This is a genomic window from Pseudomonas sp. URIL14HWK12:I6, from assembly GCF_000514195.1.
GTDB lineage: Bacteria > Pseudomonadota > Gammaproteobacteria > Pseudomonadales > Pseudomonadaceae > Aquipseudomonas > Aquipseudomonas putida_A.
Genome location: NZ_AZVL01000012.1, coordinates 75,265 through 93,304 on the forward strand (window position 1 = coordinate 75,265; position 18,040 = coordinate 93,304).

An 18,040-nucleotide genomic window follows, 5' to 3' on the forward strand; every position below is an offset into this window, starting at 1 on the left:
GCTAACCCATCCGTTAGGTTAATACGTTTCAGGATTCGATTTTCCTTTCAAATCCGACTGCCGGTGCTGCACAGCTTTCACCACATTCAGACTAGCGTCGGCACGGATGAGGAAGCGCTGCATCTTCGAAAAAAACCGTAAGCAAAACTGTCGATACAATTCGGAAAATCTGAATGCGATGTAGCTTTTGTGCGATCACCGAACACAAAACCATCGGGTTAAATCAGTTCAATTGACCATGGTAACCATCTGGTACATTTTACCTCCACAGGCTGAAACCCTCGGCCAAAGCCAAAAACAATAAGTGGAGTTTGCCCCCATGCCCCCTATCGTTCTGGTGCTCAACGGCCCGAACCTGAACCTGCTCGGCACTCGTGAACCGGCAACCTACGGTCACGAAACCCTGGCTGATATTTCTGCTCTGTGCGGCCGCGCTGCCGAAGAATTCGGCCTGGCCGTGGAGTTTCGCCAGACCAATCACGAAGGCGAATTGCTCGACTGGATTCATGCGGCACGCGGCCGTTGCGCCGGGATCGTGATCAACCCGGCGGCGTGGACGCACACCTCGGTGGCAATCCGCGACGCGCTGGTGGCCAGTGAGTTGCCGGTGATCGAAGTGCACCTGTCCAACGTGCATGCGCGTGAGCCGTTCCGCCACCACTCGTTCGTCTCGGCCATCGCCACGGCGGTGATGTGCGGCTTCGGCAGCCATGGCTATCGCCTGGCCCTGGAGCATTTCAGTCAGCGACTGAAGGGGCGCGCAGCATGACCCGTAAACCGGTAATACTGGCTGGCCTGATCGGTGCGGGTATTCAAGCCTCGCGCACGCCAGCACTGCATGAACATGAGGGCGACGCCCAAGGCTTGCGCTACCTGTATCGGCTGATCGACCTCGATCAGTTGCAACTCGACAGCAACGCCCTGCCCGACTTGCTGCAGGCGGCCGAGCGGATGAACTACACCGGTCTGAACATCACTTTCCCGTGCAAGCAGGCGATCATCCCGCTGCTCGACGAACTGTCCCCGGAAGCCCGGGGCATCGGCGCGGTCAACACCGTGGTGCTCAAGGACGGCAAACGCATCGGCCACAACACCGACTGCTTGGGTTTTGCCGAAGGTTTTCGTCGCGGCTTGCAGGATGTCGCCCGTGAGCGTGTCGTCCAGATGGGTGCCGGCGGTGCGGGAGCAGCAGTGGCCCACGCGTTGTTGAGCGAAGGCGTACAGCAGCTGAGTATTTTCGATGTCGACCGCGAGCGCGCCGAGAGTCTGGCGAACAACCTCAACCAGCATTTCGGCTCAGGCCGCGCGGTGGCCGGGCGTGATCTGCCGGGCACGCTGAATCAGGCCGATGGTCTGGTGAATACCACGCCGATGGGCATGGCCAAACTGCCGGGCATGCCGGTGCCAGTGGAACTGCTGCGCAAGGAATTGTGGGTCGCGGAGATCGTTTACTTCCCGCTGGAAACCGAACTGCTGCGCAACGCCCGCGTGCTGGGTTGCCGCACGCTGGACGGCGGCAACATGGCGGTGTTTCAAGCGGTGAAGGCGTTTGAATTGTTCAGCGGCGTGGTGCCGGACGCACAGCGGATGCTGGCGCATTTTCAAAGCATGAATGGCTGAAGCTCAAAAGGAACCTGTGGGAGCGGGCTTGCTCGCGAAAGCGGTGTGTCAGGCGCCAGATGTATAGGCTGACATGCCGCCTTCGCGAGCAAGCCCGCTCCCACAATGGGTAGGTGTCACGGCTGCAAGTAGCGCAACACCGACTCGCAGATCATCTCGCGATGACGCTGCTTGATGCTTTCGTCCGGCAGGTCGATCTGAAAGATCTCACCGAACGTATGGCGGTTCGAGACGCGATAGAAGCAGAACGAGCTGATCAACAGGTGCACATCCAGCGCGTCCAGCCCGGCGCGGAAGACACCCTCCTCGGCACCGCGACGCAAAATCTCGCCCAGTGAATCGAGGATCGTATTGTTCATCGCCTTGATCGTGTCCGAACGCTTCACGAACTCGGCGTTGTGAATATTTTCGATACAGACGATGCGCACGAAATCGACGTTGCGGTCGTGGTGATCGAAGGTGAATTCCACCAGTCGACGGATCGCCACCACCGGCGGCAACTCGGCCAGGTGCAGGCGGTTTTCGGTGCTGCGGATGTCGCCGTAAAGCTTCTCCAGTACCTCGACGTACAACTGCTCCTTACTGCCGAAGTAGTAATAGATCATGCGTTTGGAGGTGTGGATGCGCTCGGCGATCGCGTCGACGCGGGCGCCGGACAAGCCCTGCTGGACGAACTCGACGATCGCCTCCTGCAGGATGTTCTCGCGGGTTTTTTCCGGGTTGTTCTTGCGACTCTTGCGCGGCTCGATACCGGATTCGACGGGAGCAGCGGGGAGTTCTGAAGTCATTGTCATTGCGGGCTCACGGCCATCACTGCACAGGTTGGCGATTATGGGCCGCGCTGCACAGTGAAGGAAGCCACGCGGCTCGTGTTTAATCCCGCGTTTACGAAATTCCTACAACTTCGCCTGACGCACCGCACCGCTGCGTGACTTGGCCATCGCCGCCAGACGGACCGCAACGTTCGCCGCACCATAACCGGCATAGCCGTTTTTACGCTGGATGATCTCGAAGAAGAAGCGCCCCTCGAACGGCTCGGTGTACACGTGGAACAACTCGCCGCCCTGCGCGTCGCGGTCGTAGAGCACGTTGTAGTACGCCAGCTCGCTGAGGAACTCGTCGTCGAAATCGAAGCGCGCGGCGAGGTCGTCGTAATAGTTGAGCGGGATATCCAGCAACGGCACACCAGCTTCTTTGGCGCGGCTGACTTCGGCGAAGATGTCATCACAATCGAAGGCGATGTGATGCACACCGGAGCCGCGATAACTCGACAGCGCGTGGGAAATCGCGGTATTGCGGTTCTCCGAGATGTTCAGCGGCAAGCGGATCGAACTGTCGCGGCTGCGCAACGCGCGGCTCTTCACCAGCCCGTACGGATCGGGCAATACCACTTCATCGTCGGCCTCGAAATCCAGCAGACTCTTATAGAACAACACCCAACTGTCGAGGCTGTCGGCCGGCAACGCCATGGCCATGTGATCGATGCGCTTGAGGCCGCCACGGGCCTGAGCGTTCGGCAGCAGATTGAAGTCGGTGCCATAGACATCCGCCGCTTCATCCACCAGATAAATCAGGCTGCCGTCCGGCGCACGCACCGCGGCCAGTTCCAGTTCGTTGGGGCCGACCAGGCCGCGATAGGGCTGGCCCTTGTAGGCGACGGCGCGGGCCAGGGCGCTGGCGCTGTCCTTGACCCGCACGGCGGTGGCGCACAGCGACGGGCCGTGGGCCTCGAAGAAACTGTGGCCGAATGAATACGGTTCGGCATTGAGGATCAGGTTGATATCGCCCTGACGCAACAGACTCACGCTCTTGGAGCGATGCTGTCCGGCCTTGACGAAGCCCAGGCGCTCCAGCCAGTTGCTCAGTTTGGCGCCAAGGCTTTCGTCGACGGCGAACTCAAGAAACTCGATGCCGTTGTACTCGCTGGCCGGTGGCGTTTCGAAGAGGATTTCACGGTTGGCCACTGGCGTTGCTTGCTGTTCCAGGCGCTGACGGGTTTTCTCTTCCAGATACAGCAGCGAACGCAGACCATCGGCGGCATTCGCCCGTGGCGGTGCGGCGCGGAAACCATCGTTGAAGATCTCCAGCGACAACGGCCCGGTGTAACCGCTCTGGATAATCGGCGCGAGGAACCCCGGCAGATCGAATTCGCCCTGCCCCGGGAAGCAACGGAAATGCCGGCTCCACTCCAGGACATCCATGGCGAGGATCGGCGCGTCGGCCATTTGCACGAAGAAGATTTTGTCGCCGGGAATATCGGCAATCGCGCGTGGATCACCTTTCAGCGACAAGGTGTGAAAGCTGTCGAGCAGCACGCCGAGCGCCGGGTGATCGGCCTGGCGGACGATGTCCCAGACCTGTTGATAAGTATTGACGTGCCGGCCCCAGGCCAGCGCTTCATAGCCGATACGCAACCCGCGAGCGCCGGCACGTTCGGCCAGCAGCCGCAGATCATCGACGAGAATCTGCCGGTCGCCGACGCTGTCCGCCGAAGCGTTGCTGCACACCAGCACCAGATCGGTGCCCAGCTCCTGCATCAGGTCGAATTTGCGCTCGGCCCGCTCCAGGTTGCGCGCCAGCCGATCACGGCGGCAGCCTTCAAAATCGCGGAACGGCTGGAACAGGGTGATGGCGATCCCCAGGTCAGCGCACATCTGCCTGATTTCCCGCGGGCTGCCGTCGTAATACAGCAGATCGTTTTCAAAGATCTCGACGCCGTCGAACCCGGCGGCGGCAATGGCTTCGAGCTTTTCCGGCAGGGTGCCGCTCAGGGAAACGGTGGCAATGGAACGCTGCATGTTGCTACTCCCGGACTGCGCTGCAGTTTTTTACAGGGGATCATTTTTTATCGTGAGGAAATTATTGGCTGCATCGTCTTCAGCAGCAATTTAAAGTGTACCAGCCGGTTAGTTTTGCGTGCGATTATCGAACACTATGGCGTTTCGGCGAATTGACGATTTTTCGTCCACTGCCCACCATCGACTTCACATTGAGTCCGGAAATGAACCTTCGGTCGCAGTGCGTGCAAACAACACCACATAACAAATTCAAAAACGGGTGGAACAATGATTCCTTCACAGACTTCCCGCATGGCCCCGGCCATGAGCACTGCCACGGGTGGCATCGGCGACAAGATCCGCGGCGCCATGGCTGTCGGCAAGACCCGTTGGGGCATGCTGGCGCTGGTGTTTTTCGCCACGACCCTGAACTACATCGACCGCGCCGCCCTCGGCGTCATGCAGCCGATCCTCGCCAAGGAAATGAGCTGGACGGCGATGGATTACGCCAACATCAACTTCTGGTTTCAGGTCGGCTACGCGATCGGCTTCGTGCTGCAAGGACGGCTGATCGACCGCGTCGGCGTCAAACGCGTGTTCTTCTGCGCGGTGCTGCTCTGGAGCCTGGCCACCGGCGCCCACGGTCTGGCGACGTCGGCCGTCGGCTTCATGGTCTGCCGGTTCATCCTCGGCCTGACCGAAGCAGCCAACTACCCGGCCTGCGTGAAAACCACGCGCCTGTGGTTCCCCGCCGGTGAACGCGCAGTGGCCACCGGCATTTTCAACGCCGGGACCAACGTCGGCGCCATGTTCACGCCGATGCTGCTGCCGCTGATTCTTCACGTGTGGGGCTGGCAGGCGGCGTTCCTTTGCATGTCGGCACTCGGTGGGATCTGGCTGCTGTTCTGGGGCCTGAAATACTTCAACCCGGAAGATCATCCACGGGTGAAAAAATCCGAACTCGACTACATCCAGCAGGAAGTCGAACCGGAACAGGCCCGCGTACCGTTTTCACGCATCCTGCGCATGCGCGGCACCTGGGCGTTCGCCCTCGCCTATTCGCTGACCGCGCCGGTGTTCTGGTTCTACCTGTACTGGCTGCCGCCGTTTCTCAATCAGCAATACAACCTGGGTATCAACGTCACCCAGATGGGCATTCCGCTGATCATCATTTACGTCACCGCTGACTTCGGCAGCGTGGGCGGCGGGATTCTGTCTTCGTTCCTGATCGGTCGCGGCATGAACTCGATCAAGGCGCGGCTGCTGTCGATGTTCCTGTTCGCCTGCTGCATCATCGGCGTGATCATGGCCGCCGGCTCAAGCAATCTGTGGGTCGCCGTCGCGGCAATCTCCCTGGCGATTGGCGCGCATCAGGCCTGGACCGCGAACATCTGGAGCCTGGTGATGGACTACACGCCCAAGCACATGATGAGCACGGTGTTCGGTTTCGGCGGCATGTGCGCAGCGATCGGCGGGATGTTCATGACCCAGATCGTCGGCCACATCCTGACCGTCACCCATAACAACTACACGGTGCTGTTCACCCTGATCCCGGCGATGTACTTCATTGCCCTGACCTGGATGTACTTCATGGCCCCGCGCAAGATTCCAGACGTCACCGAATAACCTGCCTGCACCCCCTCCCCCCTGTGGGAGCGGGCTCGCTCGCGAAAGCGTCCAGTCAGTCACTGAAGCTGTCGACTGAAACACCGCCTTCGCGAGCAAGCCCGCTCCCACAGGGGCGTGTCTCTATTTCACTTACGGCTCTGTTGCCATGCCGCCGCCAAGCCGCTGCAACAGATCACCGCAATGCCGATCACCGTCAACAGACTCGGCGTGTGATTGAACACCACCCACCCCAACAACCCGGCAAACACGATCTGGCAGTAGCCGAACGGCGCCAGCAATGCCGGCGCGGCATGGCGGAACGCCTGGGTCAGAAACAGGTGCGCGGTCATCCCGCAACTGCCCAGCGCCAGCATCAACACGGCGTGCGACAAGGTCGGCACCTGCCAGAAGAACGGCACCAACGCACTCATCACCAGCGTGTTGCACAGACCAGCGAAGAAGTTGCTGGTGGTCGGGCTGTCGACCTCACTGAGCTTGCGCGTCAGCAACTGATAGAAGCAGAAAAACAACGCCGAGCAGAACGGCAGCAGCACCGCCGGGGTGAACAACTCGCCTCCCGGATGGACGATGATCAGCACCCCGATAAAACCGCAGATCACCGCGATCCACTGCCCGCGCGTCACCCGTTCCTTGAGCAACGGCACTGACAGCGCCGTCACCAGCACCGGCGCGAGAAAGTTGACCGCGGTGGCCTCGGCCAGCGGGATGTACAGCAGCGCCGTGGTGAAAAACAGACTGGTGCCGAGCAGGCACAGCGCCCGCGCCAACTGCCATAGCGGTCGTTTGGTGCGCAGTACACGCAACCCCGACTGCGGCAGGAAAATCCCCGCCATCAGCAAGGTGTGCACCAGATACCGCGCCCATACCACCATGATGATCGGGTAGAAACCCGATAGGTATTTCGACAGCGCATCGTGGCTGGAGAACAGGAAAGTCGCCACGACAATCAGCAGGATCCCCTTGAAGGGTTGGTTGACACCGGAGAGCGGGGTGCTGACGGTCATTGGATATCTCTGAAGGAAAAATAAACAGTGGCGAGGACGCTGGCGCCCCGCCACAAAAACTGACTTACAACTGCGCCAACAATTCCCGCGTCCTGTTGAGCGCCATCTGCGCTCGTTGCAATCCGCTGACGCCCTGCTCCAGCAGTTTTACCGTGGGGATCTCCAGGCTCAGTGGAATATTAGCTGGCAGACTGCGCAACAAACCGTGCAGGTCGCAATCGCCCTCGCCGGGAAACCGCCGTTCGTTGCGAGCCTGACGCAAGATCTCGGCCATGTCCGCCGGTCTCGGTCCCGCCACATCACACAATTGCGCATAACGCAGGCGCGCAGGTGCGACGTGGGCCAGATCCTCCAGCCGTGAACCGGAGCGATCGAAATGAAAGGCATCGACCAGCACCGCGGCGTTTTCCCGGTCGGCATTGGCAACGATGCGCAACGCCTGTTCGAGGTTGCGCGCATCGGTCCAGGGCATGAACTCCAGATGCGGATGCAAACCGTAAGGCGCCGCCAGATCACACAGCGCGGCAAAGTTGTCGGTGAGCCGTTGTTCGTCAGGATCATTGCCGGCGACCAGTAATTCACTGGCGCCAAACTCCGCGCCAACGGCCAGCAGCTTGTCGAAATCGGCGACCACGGTTTGCGGTTTCAGACGCAGGATTTCCACATCGAGCACAGCGATGCCAGTGTCGCGCAAACGCGCCAACGTCTGACGCCGTAATCCGCCATCGGCCACCAATGGAAAGTGATATTCCTCCGGCGTCGCCGGCTCCAGGCGCAGGCCAACATGGCTGTAACCGGCACGCGCCGCGACCTCGACCATTTGCGGTGGCGACAATTCGAGCACGGTGAGACTGGCCAGGGACAGGATTCGTTCGTTCATGCTCAAGCCTCGACCGCTGCTGGGCAACAGGCACGACCGCTGGCCGCCGCCTCACGTATCGCCTCGACCAGCGCCAATGTTCGCGCGGCATCGGCGGCACTGACCAAGGGTTCGACTTCACGCCGCGCGACCTGCACAAAATGCTGCAGCTGCAACCGCAACGCGTCCCCTGCCTCACACCGTTCTTGCTGCGCAATCAGCGGTTCGTGCCAGCCGGCATCGACTTGATCGGCAGCGTAATGCCAGCACTTGAGTTGCGGAATGCTCAGCGCCCCGGCGGTTCCCGCCAGCAGATAACACGGCTGATCGTCCTGACGCGGATAGACCGGGTTCTCCCCGGAGTTCAGCTCCCAACTCCACGGCGCGGCGACCGCATCGGAACCGCTCAGCGTGCCCAATGCACCGTCGGTAAATTGCAGTAACACCGCGACGCTGTCTTCGTTGGCAAAACCCCGCACCGCGTTGTCGGTGATGGCCTGCACCGACTGCACTTCACCGCACAGGTGGCGCAGCAGATCGAGGTCATGAATCAGATTGGTCAGCAACAGGCCCGCCCCCGGTTCACGGCGCCACGGAACCTCGAAATATCGGTCGGGTTTGCGTAACTGGAACAGTGCAGTAACCGTGGTCAGCCGCCCGAGCGCGCCGCTGCGCAGCAATTGGTGGGCACGCACGATCAACGGATTGTGCCGCCGATGGTGGCCGACCAGCACCGGCACGCCACTGCGTTTGACTGCCGCCACCAGTTCGCGTGCCTCATCCAGATGCACGCCCACCGGTTTCTCCAGCAACACCGGAACCCCGGCGGCGAGGCAATCCAGCGCCGTGCTGACGTGCTGATTATTCGGATTGGCCACGATTACCGCGTCCGGCCGTACCTGCTCCAGCATCTGCCGGTGATCGGCGAAATACGCCACGCCCCACTGCGCCGCCAGCGCTGGAGCCTGCGGGCCGGGATCGGCCACTGCGCATAACCGGGCTTCTTCGAGGGTTTGCAGGTGCTGGTAATGCTGCTGGCCCATGTTGCCAGCGCCGATCAGGGCGATACGAAGGGGCGGAGTCAAGGCGCGATCCTTTTGTGATTGTTGTTGGAAATGTCACTCCAGCAACAATTTAGAACCGCGTTCCACAATCAAACACCCAGTGATGGGAAAACCGTGCGAACACCGCACAACTTTGTACTTGACGCTCAACCTGTAGGAGCTGCCGCAGGCTGCGATCTTTTGACTTTGATTTTCAAGACCAAAAGATCGCAGCCTGCGGCAGCTCCTACAGGGATCGGTGCGGGTCAGATGAACAATTCGGAAGCCAGGCTCGCCGCCGACAATTCCTCGGTGAACTTCACCAGCAACGGCGCCAATTCGTGCAGTCGCGCGCCGGGCATCCGTGCGCTCGGCCCGGCAATGCTCAGTACGCCGATCACTCGCCCGTCAACCGGATGCTTGACCACCGCGGCAATCGCCGAGGTGCCCACCGCCGAACATTCCTCGACACAGGCATAACCCTGTTCCCGCGCCAGGCGCAGGCGCTCCAGCAGTTCGATATTGGAGCGCGGCGCATTCGGCCCGACGCCCACCGGTACTTCCGCGCCCTGGCGCTCGACCAGCGACAAGGCCTCGGCATCGCTCATGCAGGCCAGCCACGCGTGCCCGGAAGCGGTGTAAAACAGCGGCGCATCGCGACCCATGTCCGGGTCATAACGCAGGCCCGTCCGTGCGCCCTGCGCCTTGGCGATCCAGGTCTGGCGCTCGCCATCGATCACCCCCAGACGCACCAGTTCACCGGTTTCCTGAGCCAGTCGATCCAGCACCGGTTGCACGATGTCGGCACCGCTGCTCGACAGATACTGAAACCCCATCGCCACCAATTTGGTCGACAGGTGATAGCGCAAAGTCTCGGCATTCTGTCGCACGTAGCCCAGCCGAATCAGCTCCGCGAGCATCCGGTGCGTGGCACTTTTCGGGATGTCCAGTTGCTCGGCCAAGGTCTGCATCGGCAGCCCGCGCGGCTCACTGGTGAGGCTTTCCAGCACGCTGAAAACCCGTTCGATCTGACTGCCGGCCATGGGAAGGTCCAAGTGAAATTTTGCCGATTCTAGAAGACATCCGAGACAAAGCGAAATCCGGAACTGGCCGTGCGATAACCGCCCACTTTACTGAAACATGCCTTGTTGCAGCTGAACTTCATTGGTTAATTTCTGGAATCCAATTCCAATAAACCCAGTTGCGGAGCTTTGCCTGATGCCTGCCGAACTTCCCGAAATCGACTGCGACGTTCTGGTCGTCGGCTCCGGTGCCGCCGGTTTATCCACAGCGGTCACTGCCGCATGGCACGGTCTGAAGGTCATCGTGGTTGAAAAAGATCCGGTGTTCGGCGGTGCCACCGCGTGGTCCGGCGGCTGGGCATGGGTGCCGTGCAATCCGCTGGCCCGACGCGCCGGCATCGTCGAAGACGTCGAGCGACCGCGCACTTACCTGCGCCACGAACTCGGTGAGCATTACGACCCGGCAATGGTCGACGCATTCCTCACTGCCGGGCCACACATGGTCGCGTTTTTCGAACAGCACACCGCTCTGCAATTTGCCGACGGTAACGCCATTGCCGACATTCATGGCGATACGCCCGGCGCGGGCACGGGCGGTCGCTCGGTCATCGCGGCGCCTTACGACGGACGAACAGTCGGACGCCTGCTCAGGCGCCTGCGTACAACAATGCGCGAAACGTCCTTCATGGGCATGCCGATCATGGCCGGCGCCGACCTTTCGGCGTTCCTCAATCTCACCCGTTCGCTGAAAGCCGCGTGGCATGTAACCCGTCGTTTTACCCGACACTTGCTCGATCTGGCGGTACACGGCCGGGCCATGCAATTGGTCAACGGGGTGGCATTGGTCGCAAGGCTGGCGAAGTCCGCCGAGGACCTTGGCGTTTTGTTATGGGAGTCGGCACCCGTGACCGAGCTGCTGCGTGATGAAGCAGGGGTTTGCGGCGCAGTGGTCAGCAGCGCCAAAGGCTCGATCCGCATTCATGCACGCAAAGCCGTGGTGCTGGCCGCCGGCGGATTCGCCAACGACGTCGAACGGCGCAAGGCCTTGTTTCCGCGCACGCCCACGGGTCATGAACACTGGGCATTGCCACCGCTGGCGGTGAACGGCGATGGCCTGCGTCTGGGCGAAAGCGTCGGTGCCACGGTCAATACCGAGCTGGCGTCGCCCGTGGCCTGGGCGCCGGTCTCGCAAGTGCCGCATGCCGACGGCAGCATCGGCCATTTCCCACACATCATCGAACGCGGCAAACCGGGAATCATCGGCGTACTGCGCAACGGCCAGCGCTTCGTCAACGAAGCCAACGGTTACTACGACTACGTCAGCGCCATGGTTGCCGCCACGCCTGAAGGCGAAGAAGTCGCCTCGTGGCTGATCTGCAGCCGCGCCTTTCAACGGCGTTATGGCTTGGGCATGTCGCGGCCATTTCCCGTTCCGGTGTCAGGATTTATCCGCAGCGGCTATCTGAAAACCGGCAACACCCTTGAAGAATTGGCCAGCGCCTGCGGCATCGACCCCAGCGGGTTGCGCCAGACAATGGAGGACTACAACCGCCATGCACGCCACGGCGAGGATCCGTCGTTCGGTCGCGGCGCAACGCCCTATAACCGCAAACAGGGCGATCCGGCGAACCTTCCCAACCCTTGCGTTGCCCCAATAGAGACAGGCCCCTTCTATGCCGTGAAAGTCCAACCGGGCTGCTTCGGCACCTTTGCCGGGCTCAAGGTCAACCCGCAGGCGCAAGTGCTCGATGCCCATGCCCAGCCCATCGCCGGGCTCTACGCCGCCGGTGGCGACATGGCCAGCATCATGGGCGGGCACTATCCGGCAGGCGGGATCAACCTCGGCCCGGCGCTGACTTTCGGCTACATCGCCGCTCGGCATATCGCCGGCATCACTGCTTTCGAACAGGAGATCGACCATGCAGCACATCGTTAACGCCCAGGGTTTGAACATGCCGAAACTCGGCCTCGGCACCTGGCCGATGCTCGGCGACGAATGCACCCGTGCCGTCGAGCAGGCCCTGGAACTCGGCTACCGGCACATCGACACGGCAGCGGCCTACAACAACGAAGACGCGGTCGGACAAGCATTGGCGAATACACCGACACCCCGCGAGCAGATTCATGTCACCACCAAGGTCTGGTGGGACCAGTTGCAACCGGACGCCATGCGCCACTCGATGGAACGAAGCCTCAAGGCCTTGCGCAGCGAGTACGTCGATCTGTTCATGATCCACTGGCCGAGTACCGATTGGGATCTGCCGCGCACTCTCGACACCCTGGCCTCGTTCAAGGAACAGGGTCTGGCGCGCAACATCGGCGTGGCGAATTTTCCGCTGCCGCTGCTGCGCACAGTCGTCGAGGAATACGGCATCCCTCTGTCAGCGATCCAGGTCGAGTACCACGTCCTGCTCGGCCAGAACGCCCTGCTCGACTACGCGCGCCAACACGACCTGGCGCTGACCGCGTACACACCGCTGGCGCGCAACAAGGTCTCGGAGATTCCACAGATTCAGCAGATTGCCGAAAAACACGGCGTGCTGCCGACTCAGGTGGCGTTGAAATGGCTGCTGGATCAGAACAACGTGGCAGCGATTCCCAAAGCCAGCAGCCGGGCCAATCAACTGGCGAACCTGGCTTCGCTGCAGGTTGAACTGGACGCTGAAGACCGCGCACTGATCGCCGCGCTGCCGAAGAATCAGCGTCAGGTCAGCCCGGATTTCGCCCCGGTGTGGGATGCCTTCGATCGCTGACGCACAGCGCGCCGAGAGAAATCCGCCGACGGATTGAATTAGTCGCGCACACGCTCGTCAATAACAGGCCCGCCCTCGTCACCCGAGGCCGGGCCTGTTTGCGTGTACGCCAATAGACGGACGACCGGACTGGCGCCACACTCCCACACCAGCAACACTCATCACCACGAACAGAAAAGAGGATTCCCACATGCTATGGAAAAAAGGCCGACGCAGTGACAACGTCGTCGATGCCCGTGGCGATGATAGCGGCGGCGGTGGTGGCATGCGGTTCGGTGGCGGCAAAGGCCTGAGCCTGGGGGCGATCCTGCTGATCGTCGGCATCGGCTGGATCACCGGACAGGATCCGTTGCAGATCCTCGGCCAGCTCACTGGGCAAATGACCGAGCAATCGGCACCGGCCAGTACGCAGACGCGTCAGGCGCCACCGGCCAACGACCAGCAGGCCGAATTCGTGCGTTCGATCCTCGGCGATACCGAAGACACCTGGGGCGCCATCTTCCAGCAAGCTGGTCGCCAATATAAGGACCCGACCCTGGTGCTGTTCAGCAACCGGGTGAATTCCGCCTGCGGTCTGGCGACTTCGGCGACCGGCCCGTTCTATTGCCCGGCAGATCAGAAAGTCTATCTGGACATGGCCTTCTTTCAGGAAATGGCCCAGCGCTTCAAGGCCGCCGGCGACTTCGCCCAGGCCTACGTGATCGCGCACGAAGTCGGCCACCATGTGCAGACGCTGCTCGGCGTCTCGGCAAAAATTCAGACGGCCCGTCAGCAGGGCCGGCAGATGCAGGGCGACGGCGGTTTGCTGGTGCGTCAGGAATTGCAGGCCGACTGCCTGGCCGGCGTCTGGGCCTACCATGCGCAGAAGCGCCTGAACTGGCTGGAACCGGGTGACGTCGAAGAGGCCTTGAATGCGGCCAACGCCATCGGTGATGATCGCCTGCAACAACAGGGTCAGGGCCGTGTGGTACCGGACTCGTTTACCCATGGCACGTCGGCGCAAAGGGTGCGCTGGTTCAAAACCGGTTTCGCCCAGGGCCAGGTCGGCCAGTGCGATACCTTCGCGGCGAAAAACCTGTAAATGCGCAAATGGCTTCTGGCTTTACTGATCATCGGCGGCAACGCGCACGCGGCAGGCGTCGATGCCATCAGCCCCGGGCGCCTGCAATTCGAGGCCGGCGAAATGGCCGTTGGCATCAGCCCGGCACCTGAGAAAATCGAGCGGGTGCTGATCGTCATTCACGGTCGTCTGCGCAATGCCGAGACCTATCGCAAGAGTGCCGAGCACGCCACCGAACTGGCCGGGCAAACGGCGCACACGCTGGTGATCGCGCCGCAGTTTCTCAACGAAAGCGACGTCGCGCTGTACTCCCTGCCCAATACATTGCTGCGCTGGAAAGGCAACGAGTGGATGGGCGGCGGGTTATCCACAGGGCCGAAGCCGCTGAGTTCCTACGCCGCACTCGACGCCATCGTCGCCCGGGTCAGCGACCGCAAGCAGTTTCCGGACGTGAAGCAGATCGTGATTTTCGGCCATTCCGGTGGCGGTCAAGTGGTGCAGCGTTATGCCTTGCTGGCCAAGGATCAACCGGCGCTGAAGGCCAATGGCATTCGCCTGCGCTATGTGGTGGCCAATCCGTCGTCGTACGCGTATTTCAACGAACAGCGGCCGGTAGCGTTCGATCACGCACAGTGCCCGGGTTTCAATCGCTGGAAGTACGGGTTGACCGACATGCCGGTGTACGCCGGTGGGCAAACACCGTTGCAGCTTGAGAGCAGCTACATCAAACGCGAAGTGATTTACCTGCTGGGGCAGCAGGACATAGACCCGCAACATCCGGCGCTGGACAAGAGTTGCGCCGCCGAGGCACAAGGCGCGTATCGGCTGGAACGCGGCAAGCTGTTTTTCGGCTACCTGCTGCGCCGGCATCCGGAAGGGGTCAATCAGCGGCTGGTTGAAGTGCCCGGGGTCGGGCATAACGGCGATGGGATGTTGACGTCGCCGGAGGGGCTGAAAGCGCTGTTTGAGCAGTAAGTTGTGCGGTGGATGATCTGGCCTCTTCGCGAGCAGGCTCGCTCCCACATTGGATTGATGCATTACACAAAATCTCTGTGCACCGAAGATCTAATGTGGGAGCGAGCCTGCTCGCGAAGGCTTCCCTTCTGACAGCATAAATCTCAGGCCAAAAGCATCCGCCGCAACTCGACACAATCCTGCGCATGCCAATCCGTCAGTTCCGGCCACGGGTTGTCCGGCAGATTCACCAGCACCGTCCGTGCCCCGGCCGCCCGACCGCAATCCAGATCAAAGCGGTAATCCCCGACCATCACCATCTCGCGGGCCGGCACCTTCCAGGCCTCGGCCAGTTTCAGCAACCCGCCGGGATGCGGCTTCGGTGGCGCTTCATCGCGGCCCAGCACATCTTCCACGGCGAAGCAGTCGGCCAGGCCGATGGCGTCGAGCGTCACATGCGCCAGCTCCCGTGCGTTGCGCGTCAGGATGCCTAGCCGATAGCCGCGCCCGTGCAGGTCGCGCACCAGCTCCACCGCACCGGCCGCCGGTTTCGAGCCCAGCGCCAGATCGCGCTCATGCTCCAGCAACCACGCGTGTTTCGCTGCGGCCTCCTCGGCCGGCAGCGCTGCAAGGTGGGTGAGAATGTCGTCCTCGGGCGGAATCGCCAGCGCCACGCGGATCGCCGCAAAGTCATGCACGGCGATGGTCAGGGTGCCGTCCATGTCGAACACCCAGTGCTTCACATCGCTCAGGCTCATGCCCAGTCCTTGCGGTGACGAATCAGGCCTTCCTGGGTCACCGATGCCACCAGTTGCCCGGCGCGGTTGTACACGCTGCCACGGGAGAATCCCCGGGAATTGCCGGCCCACGGGCTGTCCATCGCGTAGAGCAACCAGTCATCGGCGCGCAGATCGTTGTGGAACCACAGCGCGTGATCGAGGCTGGCGACCTGCATGTCTTTCTGCCAGACCGACTTGCCGTGCGGCAGCATCGAGGTGGTCAGCAGACCGAAGTCCGAGGCGTAGGCCAGCAGGTACTTGTGCAGCGCCGGAATATCCGCCAGCGCACCGTCGGCACGGAACCACACATACTTCACCGGATCGGCCGGCTGCGGGTTGTACGGATCCTTTTCGGTGACCGGGCGCACTTCGATCGGTTTCGGGCACAGCAGTTTTTCGCGCATGTGTTCGGGGATCAGGTGCGCGCGTTGCTGGGTCAGTTCCAGCTCCGACGGCAGGTTTTCCGGGCCGACCACCACCGGCATCTGGCTCTGATGCTCGAAGCCAGCCTCGTCGTACTGGAACGACGCGCTGCAGGTGAAGATCGGGTGGCCCTTCTGGATCGCAGTGACCCGTCGGGTGCTGAAGCTGCCGCCGTCACGCACGCGATCCACCGAATACACCACCGGCAACTTGGCGTCGCCCGGGCGCAGAAAATAGCCGTGCATCGAATGCACGTGGCGCGCCTCTTCAACCGTCTGACTGGCCGCCGACAGCGACTGACCGAGTACCTGACCACCGAACAACTGACGGAAACCCAAGTCCTGGCTGCGGCCACGGAACAGGTTTTCCTCGATTGGCTCCAGGGTCAGCAGGTCGACCAGATCTTCCAACACTTGGCTCATTCAGACTCTCCTCACACAACGCTATGCCGCGCAGTCTTGGCTGCGGCGGCCCATTCAGGTTCTGGCGCGAGCCACTGTCGCGCCATTGTAAACGTCCGTGTCGGCTTAGCCATGCAGGGTTTGCAGCCATTGCTCCCTGGTAATTCGGTACAACAAATGCCGGCGCAACGGGTGATCGACGGCAAGTTTGGGGTGATCGAAATCATCGGCCGGATCGTGCTGCATGCCAATCGCCTGCATGACTTTCTCCGACGGCAGATTGCTCTGGGCGGTGAAAGACACGATCTCCTTCAGCCCCAGCCGATCAAAACCCGCGCGCAATGCCGTCCACGCCGCCTCACTGGCATAGCCCAGCCCCCAATGCTCGCGGGCCAGACGCCAGCCGATTTCCACCGCCGGGGTGAACGGCGCATCGAAACCGACCACACCCAGGCCAGTGAAACCGATGAACTCACCGCTGTCCTTGCGCTCCAGCGCCCACAGACCGAAACCGTGCTCGGCAAAATGCCCGCGCACCCGGCCAATCATCGACGCACTTTCGAGACGGCTGAGCGGGGCCGGAAAGTAACGCATCACCTGAGGATCGGCGCACATCGCCGCAAATTCCGGCAAATCCTCGTCGCGCCACTGACGCATCAGCAGGCGTGCGCTTTCGAGTTGCTGAATCGGCTCCATCATGCCCCTCCATTTCCATGCCGCAAGTCTACATCGCTGGTAGGATCGTTCACTCTTTCCATCGTTCCTACATGAAGTTGCCATGCCCCTGCCGCTGATCTACCACGAAGACTACAGCCCCGAGTTTCCGGCGGATCACCGCTTTCCGATGGATAAATTCCGCTTGCTGCGCGACCACCTGGTCGACAGCGGCCTGACCCGCGACGCCGACCTGCTGCGTCCCGAGATCTGCCCCAACGACATCCTCGCCCTGGCGCATGACCGTCGCTATATCGAACGTTACATGAGCGGCGAGTTGTCCCGCGAAGACCAGCGACGCCTCGGCCTGCCGTGGAACGAAGCACTGGCGCGGCGCACGGTGCGCGCAGTTGGCGGCTCGATTCTGGCGGCAGAAAAAGCCTTGGAGCATGGTCTGGCCTGTCACCTCGCCGGCGGCACCCATCACGCCCACTACGACTACCCGGCCGGGTTCTGCATCTTCAACGACCTGGCGATCATCAGCCATTACCTGCTGCAAAGCGGTCGGGTGAACCGGGTGCTGATCTTCGATTGCGACGTGCATCAGGGCGATGGCACCGCGCGGATCCTCCACGACACCCCGGAGGCGGTTACCGTTTCCCTGCACTGCGAAAAGAATTTTCCGGCACGCAAGGCCGAAAGCGACTGGGACATCCCACTGCCCAAAGGCATGGGCGATGCCGACTATCTGCAGGTGGTGGATGACACGCTCAACTACCTGCTGCCGCTGTATCAACCGGATCTGGTGCTGTACGACGCAGGGGTCGATGTGCACAAGGACGACGCCCTCGGTTATCTGCAACTGACAGACGAAGGCGTCGCCGCCCGCGATGAAAGCGTGATGCGCCATTGCCTGGGCCGCGACATCCCGGTAGTCGGCGTGATCGGCGGCGGCTACAGCAAGGATCGCCACGCCCTCGCCCGCCGCCACGGCATCCTGCATCACAGCGCGCAACGGGTCTGGACGTCACACGGATGTCACTAAGCTGTGCTGCGTTACCC

Annotated in this window: 17 protein-coding genes; 8 read left to right on the forward strand and 9 right to left on the reverse strand. The window is 61.6% G+C overall.

From position 1 onward, the window contains the following. Positions 1-319 precede the first annotated feature (319 nt). Together aroQ and H043_RS0117035 are read left to right on the forward strand one after the other, a co-directional pair. Entirely contained in the window at positions 320-769 is a 450-nt protein-coding gene (gene aroQ / locus H043_RS0117030; RefSeq protein WP_025108744.1) for a type II 3-dehydroquinate dehydratase, read from the forward strand. Continuing rightward, positions 766-1,620 (forward strand): shikimate dehydrogenase, encoded by an 855-nt coding sequence (locus H043_RS0117035; RefSeq protein ID WP_027612853.1) that lies wholly within the window; start codon positions 766-768, stop codon positions 1,618-1,620. The genes aroQ and H043_RS0117035 overlap by 4 nt, the downstream gene beginning before the upstream one ends. A gap of 116 nt (positions 1,621-1,736) precedes the next feature. Here the strand turns inward: H043_RS0117035 and H043_RS0117040 are convergent, their stop codons facing one another. Together H043_RS0117040 and quiC are read right to left on the reverse strand one after the other, a co-directional pair. Continuing rightward, positions 1,737-2,414, reverse strand: a complete 678-nt coding sequence (locus H043_RS0117040) for a TetR family transcriptional regulator (RefSeq protein WP_027612854.1) — start codon at positions 2,412-2,414, stop codon at positions 1,737-1,739. Between the two features lie 102 nt (positions 2,415-2,516). Then, positions 2,517-4,418 (reverse strand): 3-dehydroshikimate dehydratase QuiC, encoded by a 1,902-nt coding sequence (quiC, locus tag H043_RS0117045; RefSeq protein ID WP_027612855.1) that lies wholly within the window; start codon positions 4,416-4,418, stop codon positions 2,517-2,519. Positions 4,419-4,685: 267 nt separating this feature from the next. Here quiC and H043_RS0117050 point away from each other — a divergent pair, with 267 nt between their 5' ends. Then, positions 4,686-6,023 carry an MFS transporter gene (locus tag H043_RS0117050; protein ID WP_027612856.1) on the forward strand — a complete coding sequence of 446 codons (1,338 nt, stop codon included), beginning with the start codon at positions 4,686-4,688 and terminating at the stop codon, positions 6,021-6,023. Between the two features lie 128 nt (positions 6,024-6,151). On the opposite strand, the gene H043_RS0117055 is transcribed toward H043_RS0117050, so the two are convergent. The 4 genes from H043_RS0117055 to H043_RS0117070 all read right to left on the reverse strand — a co-directional run bounded on the left by H043_RS0117055 (position 6,152) and on the right by H043_RS0117070 (position 9,975). Then, entirely contained in the window at positions 6,152-7,030 is an 879-nt protein-coding gene (locus H043_RS0117055) for a DMT family transporter (RefSeq protein ID WP_027612857.1), read from the reverse strand. A 64-nt stretch (positions 7,031-7,094) separates the two neighbouring features. Then, positions 7,095-7,910: a sugar phosphate isomerase/epimerase gene (locus H043_RS0117060; protein WP_027612858.1), complete on the reverse strand. Its 816-nt coding sequence runs from the start codon at positions 7,908-7,910 to the stop codon at positions 7,095-7,097. A gap of 2 nt (positions 7,911-7,912) precedes the next feature. Beyond that, on the reverse strand, positions 7,913-8,974 hold the full coding sequence (locus tag H043_RS0117065) for a Gfo/Idh/MocA family protein (protein ID WP_027612859.1): 1,062 nt from the start codon (positions 8,972-8,974) through the stop codon (positions 7,913-7,915). A 224-nt stretch (positions 8,975-9,198) separates the two neighbouring features. After that, on the reverse strand, positions 9,199-9,975 hold the full coding sequence (locus tag H043_RS0117070; protein ID WP_027612860.1) for an IclR family transcriptional regulator: 777 nt from the start codon (positions 9,973-9,975) through the stop codon (positions 9,199-9,201). A 175-nt stretch (positions 9,976-10,150) separates the two neighbouring features. On the opposite strand from H043_RS0117070, the gene H043_RS0117075 reads away from it, so the two are divergent. The 4 genes from H043_RS0117075 (at position 10,151) to H043_RS0117090 (ending at position 14,742) form a co-directional block, all read left to right on the forward strand. Next, positions 10,151-11,890 carry an FAD-dependent oxidoreductase gene (locus H043_RS0117075; protein WP_027612861.1) on the forward strand — a complete coding sequence of 580 codons (1,740 nt, stop codon included), beginning with the start codon at positions 10,151-10,153 and terminating at the stop codon, positions 11,888-11,890. Beyond that, entirely contained in the window at positions 11,874-12,707 is an 834-nt protein-coding gene (locus tag H043_RS0117080; RefSeq protein WP_027612862.1) for an aldo/keto reductase, read from the forward strand. Before H043_RS0117075 ends, H043_RS0117080 begins: the two co-directional genes overlap by 17 nt. 190 nt (positions 12,708-12,897) lie before the next feature. Next, entirely contained in the window at positions 12,898-13,788 is an 891-nt protein-coding gene (locus H043_RS0117085) for a neutral zinc metallopeptidase (protein WP_027612863.1), read from the forward strand. After that, positions 13,789-14,742 carry an alpha/beta fold hydrolase gene (locus H043_RS0117090; RefSeq protein ID WP_027612864.1) on the forward strand — a complete coding sequence of 318 codons (954 nt, stop codon included), beginning with the start codon at positions 13,789-13,791 and terminating at the stop codon, positions 14,740-14,742. It begins immediately after the preceding gene. A 143-nt stretch (positions 14,743-14,885) separates the two neighbouring features. Here H043_RS0117090 and H043_RS0117095 read toward each other — a convergent pair whose 3' ends face one another. The 3 genes from H043_RS0117095 to H043_RS0117105 form a co-directional block, all read right to left on the reverse strand. Beyond that, entirely contained in the window at positions 14,886-15,479 is a 594-nt protein-coding gene (locus H043_RS0117095; RefSeq protein WP_027612865.1) for an HAD family hydrolase, read from the reverse strand. Beyond that, the gene (tesB, locus tag H043_RS0117100) at positions 15,476-16,345 is read right to left on the reverse strand and encodes an acyl-CoA thioesterase II (protein ID WP_003228466.1); all 870 of its coding nucleotides are present in this window, start codon (positions 16,343-16,345) and stop codon (positions 15,476-15,478) included. The genes H043_RS0117095 and tesB overlap by 4 nt, the downstream gene beginning before the upstream one ends. Positions 16,346-16,450: 105 nt before the next feature. Next, on the reverse strand, positions 16,451-17,020 hold the full coding sequence (locus H043_RS0117105; protein ID WP_027612866.1) for a GNAT family N-acetyltransferase: 570 nt from the start codon (positions 17,018-17,020) through the stop codon (positions 16,451-16,453). Positions 17,021-17,102: 82 nt separating this feature from the next. Here H043_RS0117105 and H043_RS0117110 point away from each other — a divergent pair, with 82 nt between their 5' ends. Then, positions 17,103-18,023, forward strand: a complete 921-nt coding sequence (locus H043_RS0117110; RefSeq protein WP_027612867.1) for a histone deacetylase — start codon at positions 17,103-17,105, stop codon at positions 18,021-18,023. The last annotated feature ends 17 nt before the right edge of the window (positions 18,024-18,040 follow it).

Excerpts from the sequence above, each read along its gene's own strand:
- aroQ (WP_025108744.1), top strand. The coding sequence starts at position 320 with ATGCCCCCTATCGTTCTGGTGCTCAACGGCCCGAACCTGAACCTGCTC.
- H043_RS0117035 (WP_027612853.1), top strand. The coding sequence starts at position 766 with ATGACCCGTAAACCGGTAATACTGGCTGGCCTGATCGGTGCGGGTATT.
- H043_RS0117040 (WP_027612854.1), bottom strand. The coding sequence starts at position 2,414 with ATGACAATGACTTCAGAACTCCCCGCTGCTCCCGTCGAATCCGGTATC.
- quiC (WP_027612855.1), bottom strand. The coding sequence starts at position 4,418 with ATGCAGCGTTCCATTGCCACCGTTTCCCTGAGCGGCACCCTGCCGGAA.
- H043_RS0117050 (WP_027612856.1), top strand. The coding sequence starts at position 4,686 with ATGATTCCTTCACAGACTTCCCGCATGGCCCCGGCCATGAGCACTGCC.
- H043_RS0117055 (WP_027612857.1), bottom strand. The coding sequence starts at position 7,030 with ATGACCGTCAGCACCCCGCTCTCCGGTGTCAACCAACCCTTCAAGGGG.
- H043_RS0117060 (WP_027612858.1), bottom strand. The coding sequence starts at position 7,910 with ATGAACGAACGAATCCTGTCCCTGGCCAGTCTCACCGTGCTCGAATTG.
- H043_RS0117070 (WP_027612860.1), bottom strand. The coding sequence starts at position 9,975 with ATGGCCGGCAGTCAGATCGAACGGGTTTTCAGCGTGCTGGAAAGCCTC.
- H043_RS0117075 (WP_027612861.1), top strand. The coding sequence starts at position 10,151 with ATGCCTGCCGAACTTCCCGAAATCGACTGCGACGTTCTGGTCGTCGGC.
- H043_RS0117080 (WP_027612862.1), top strand. The coding sequence starts at position 11,874 with ATGCAGCACATCGTTAACGCCCAGGGTTTGAACATGCCGAAACTCGGC.
- H043_RS0117085 (WP_027612863.1), top strand. The coding sequence starts at position 12,898 with ATGCTATGGAAAAAAGGCCGACGCAGTGACAACGTCGTCGATGCCCGT.
- H043_RS0117090 (WP_027612864.1), top strand. The coding sequence starts at position 13,789 with ATGCGCAAATGGCTTCTGGCTTTACTGATCATCGGCGGCAACGCGCAC.
- H043_RS0117095 (WP_027612865.1), bottom strand. The coding sequence starts at position 15,479 with ATGAGCCTGAGCGATGTGAAGCACTGGGTGTTCGACATGGACGGCACC.
- tesB (WP_003228466.1), bottom strand. The coding sequence starts at position 16,345 with ATGAGCCAAGTGTTGGAAGATCTGGTCGACCTGCTGACCCTGGAGCCA.
- H043_RS0117105 (WP_027612866.1), bottom strand. The coding sequence starts at position 17,020 with ATGGAGCCGATTCAGCAACTCGAAAGCGCACGCCTGCTGATGCGTCAG.
- H043_RS0117110 (WP_027612867.1), top strand. The coding sequence starts at position 17,103 with ATGCCCCTGCCGCTGATCTACCACGAAGACTACAGCCCCGAGTTTCCG.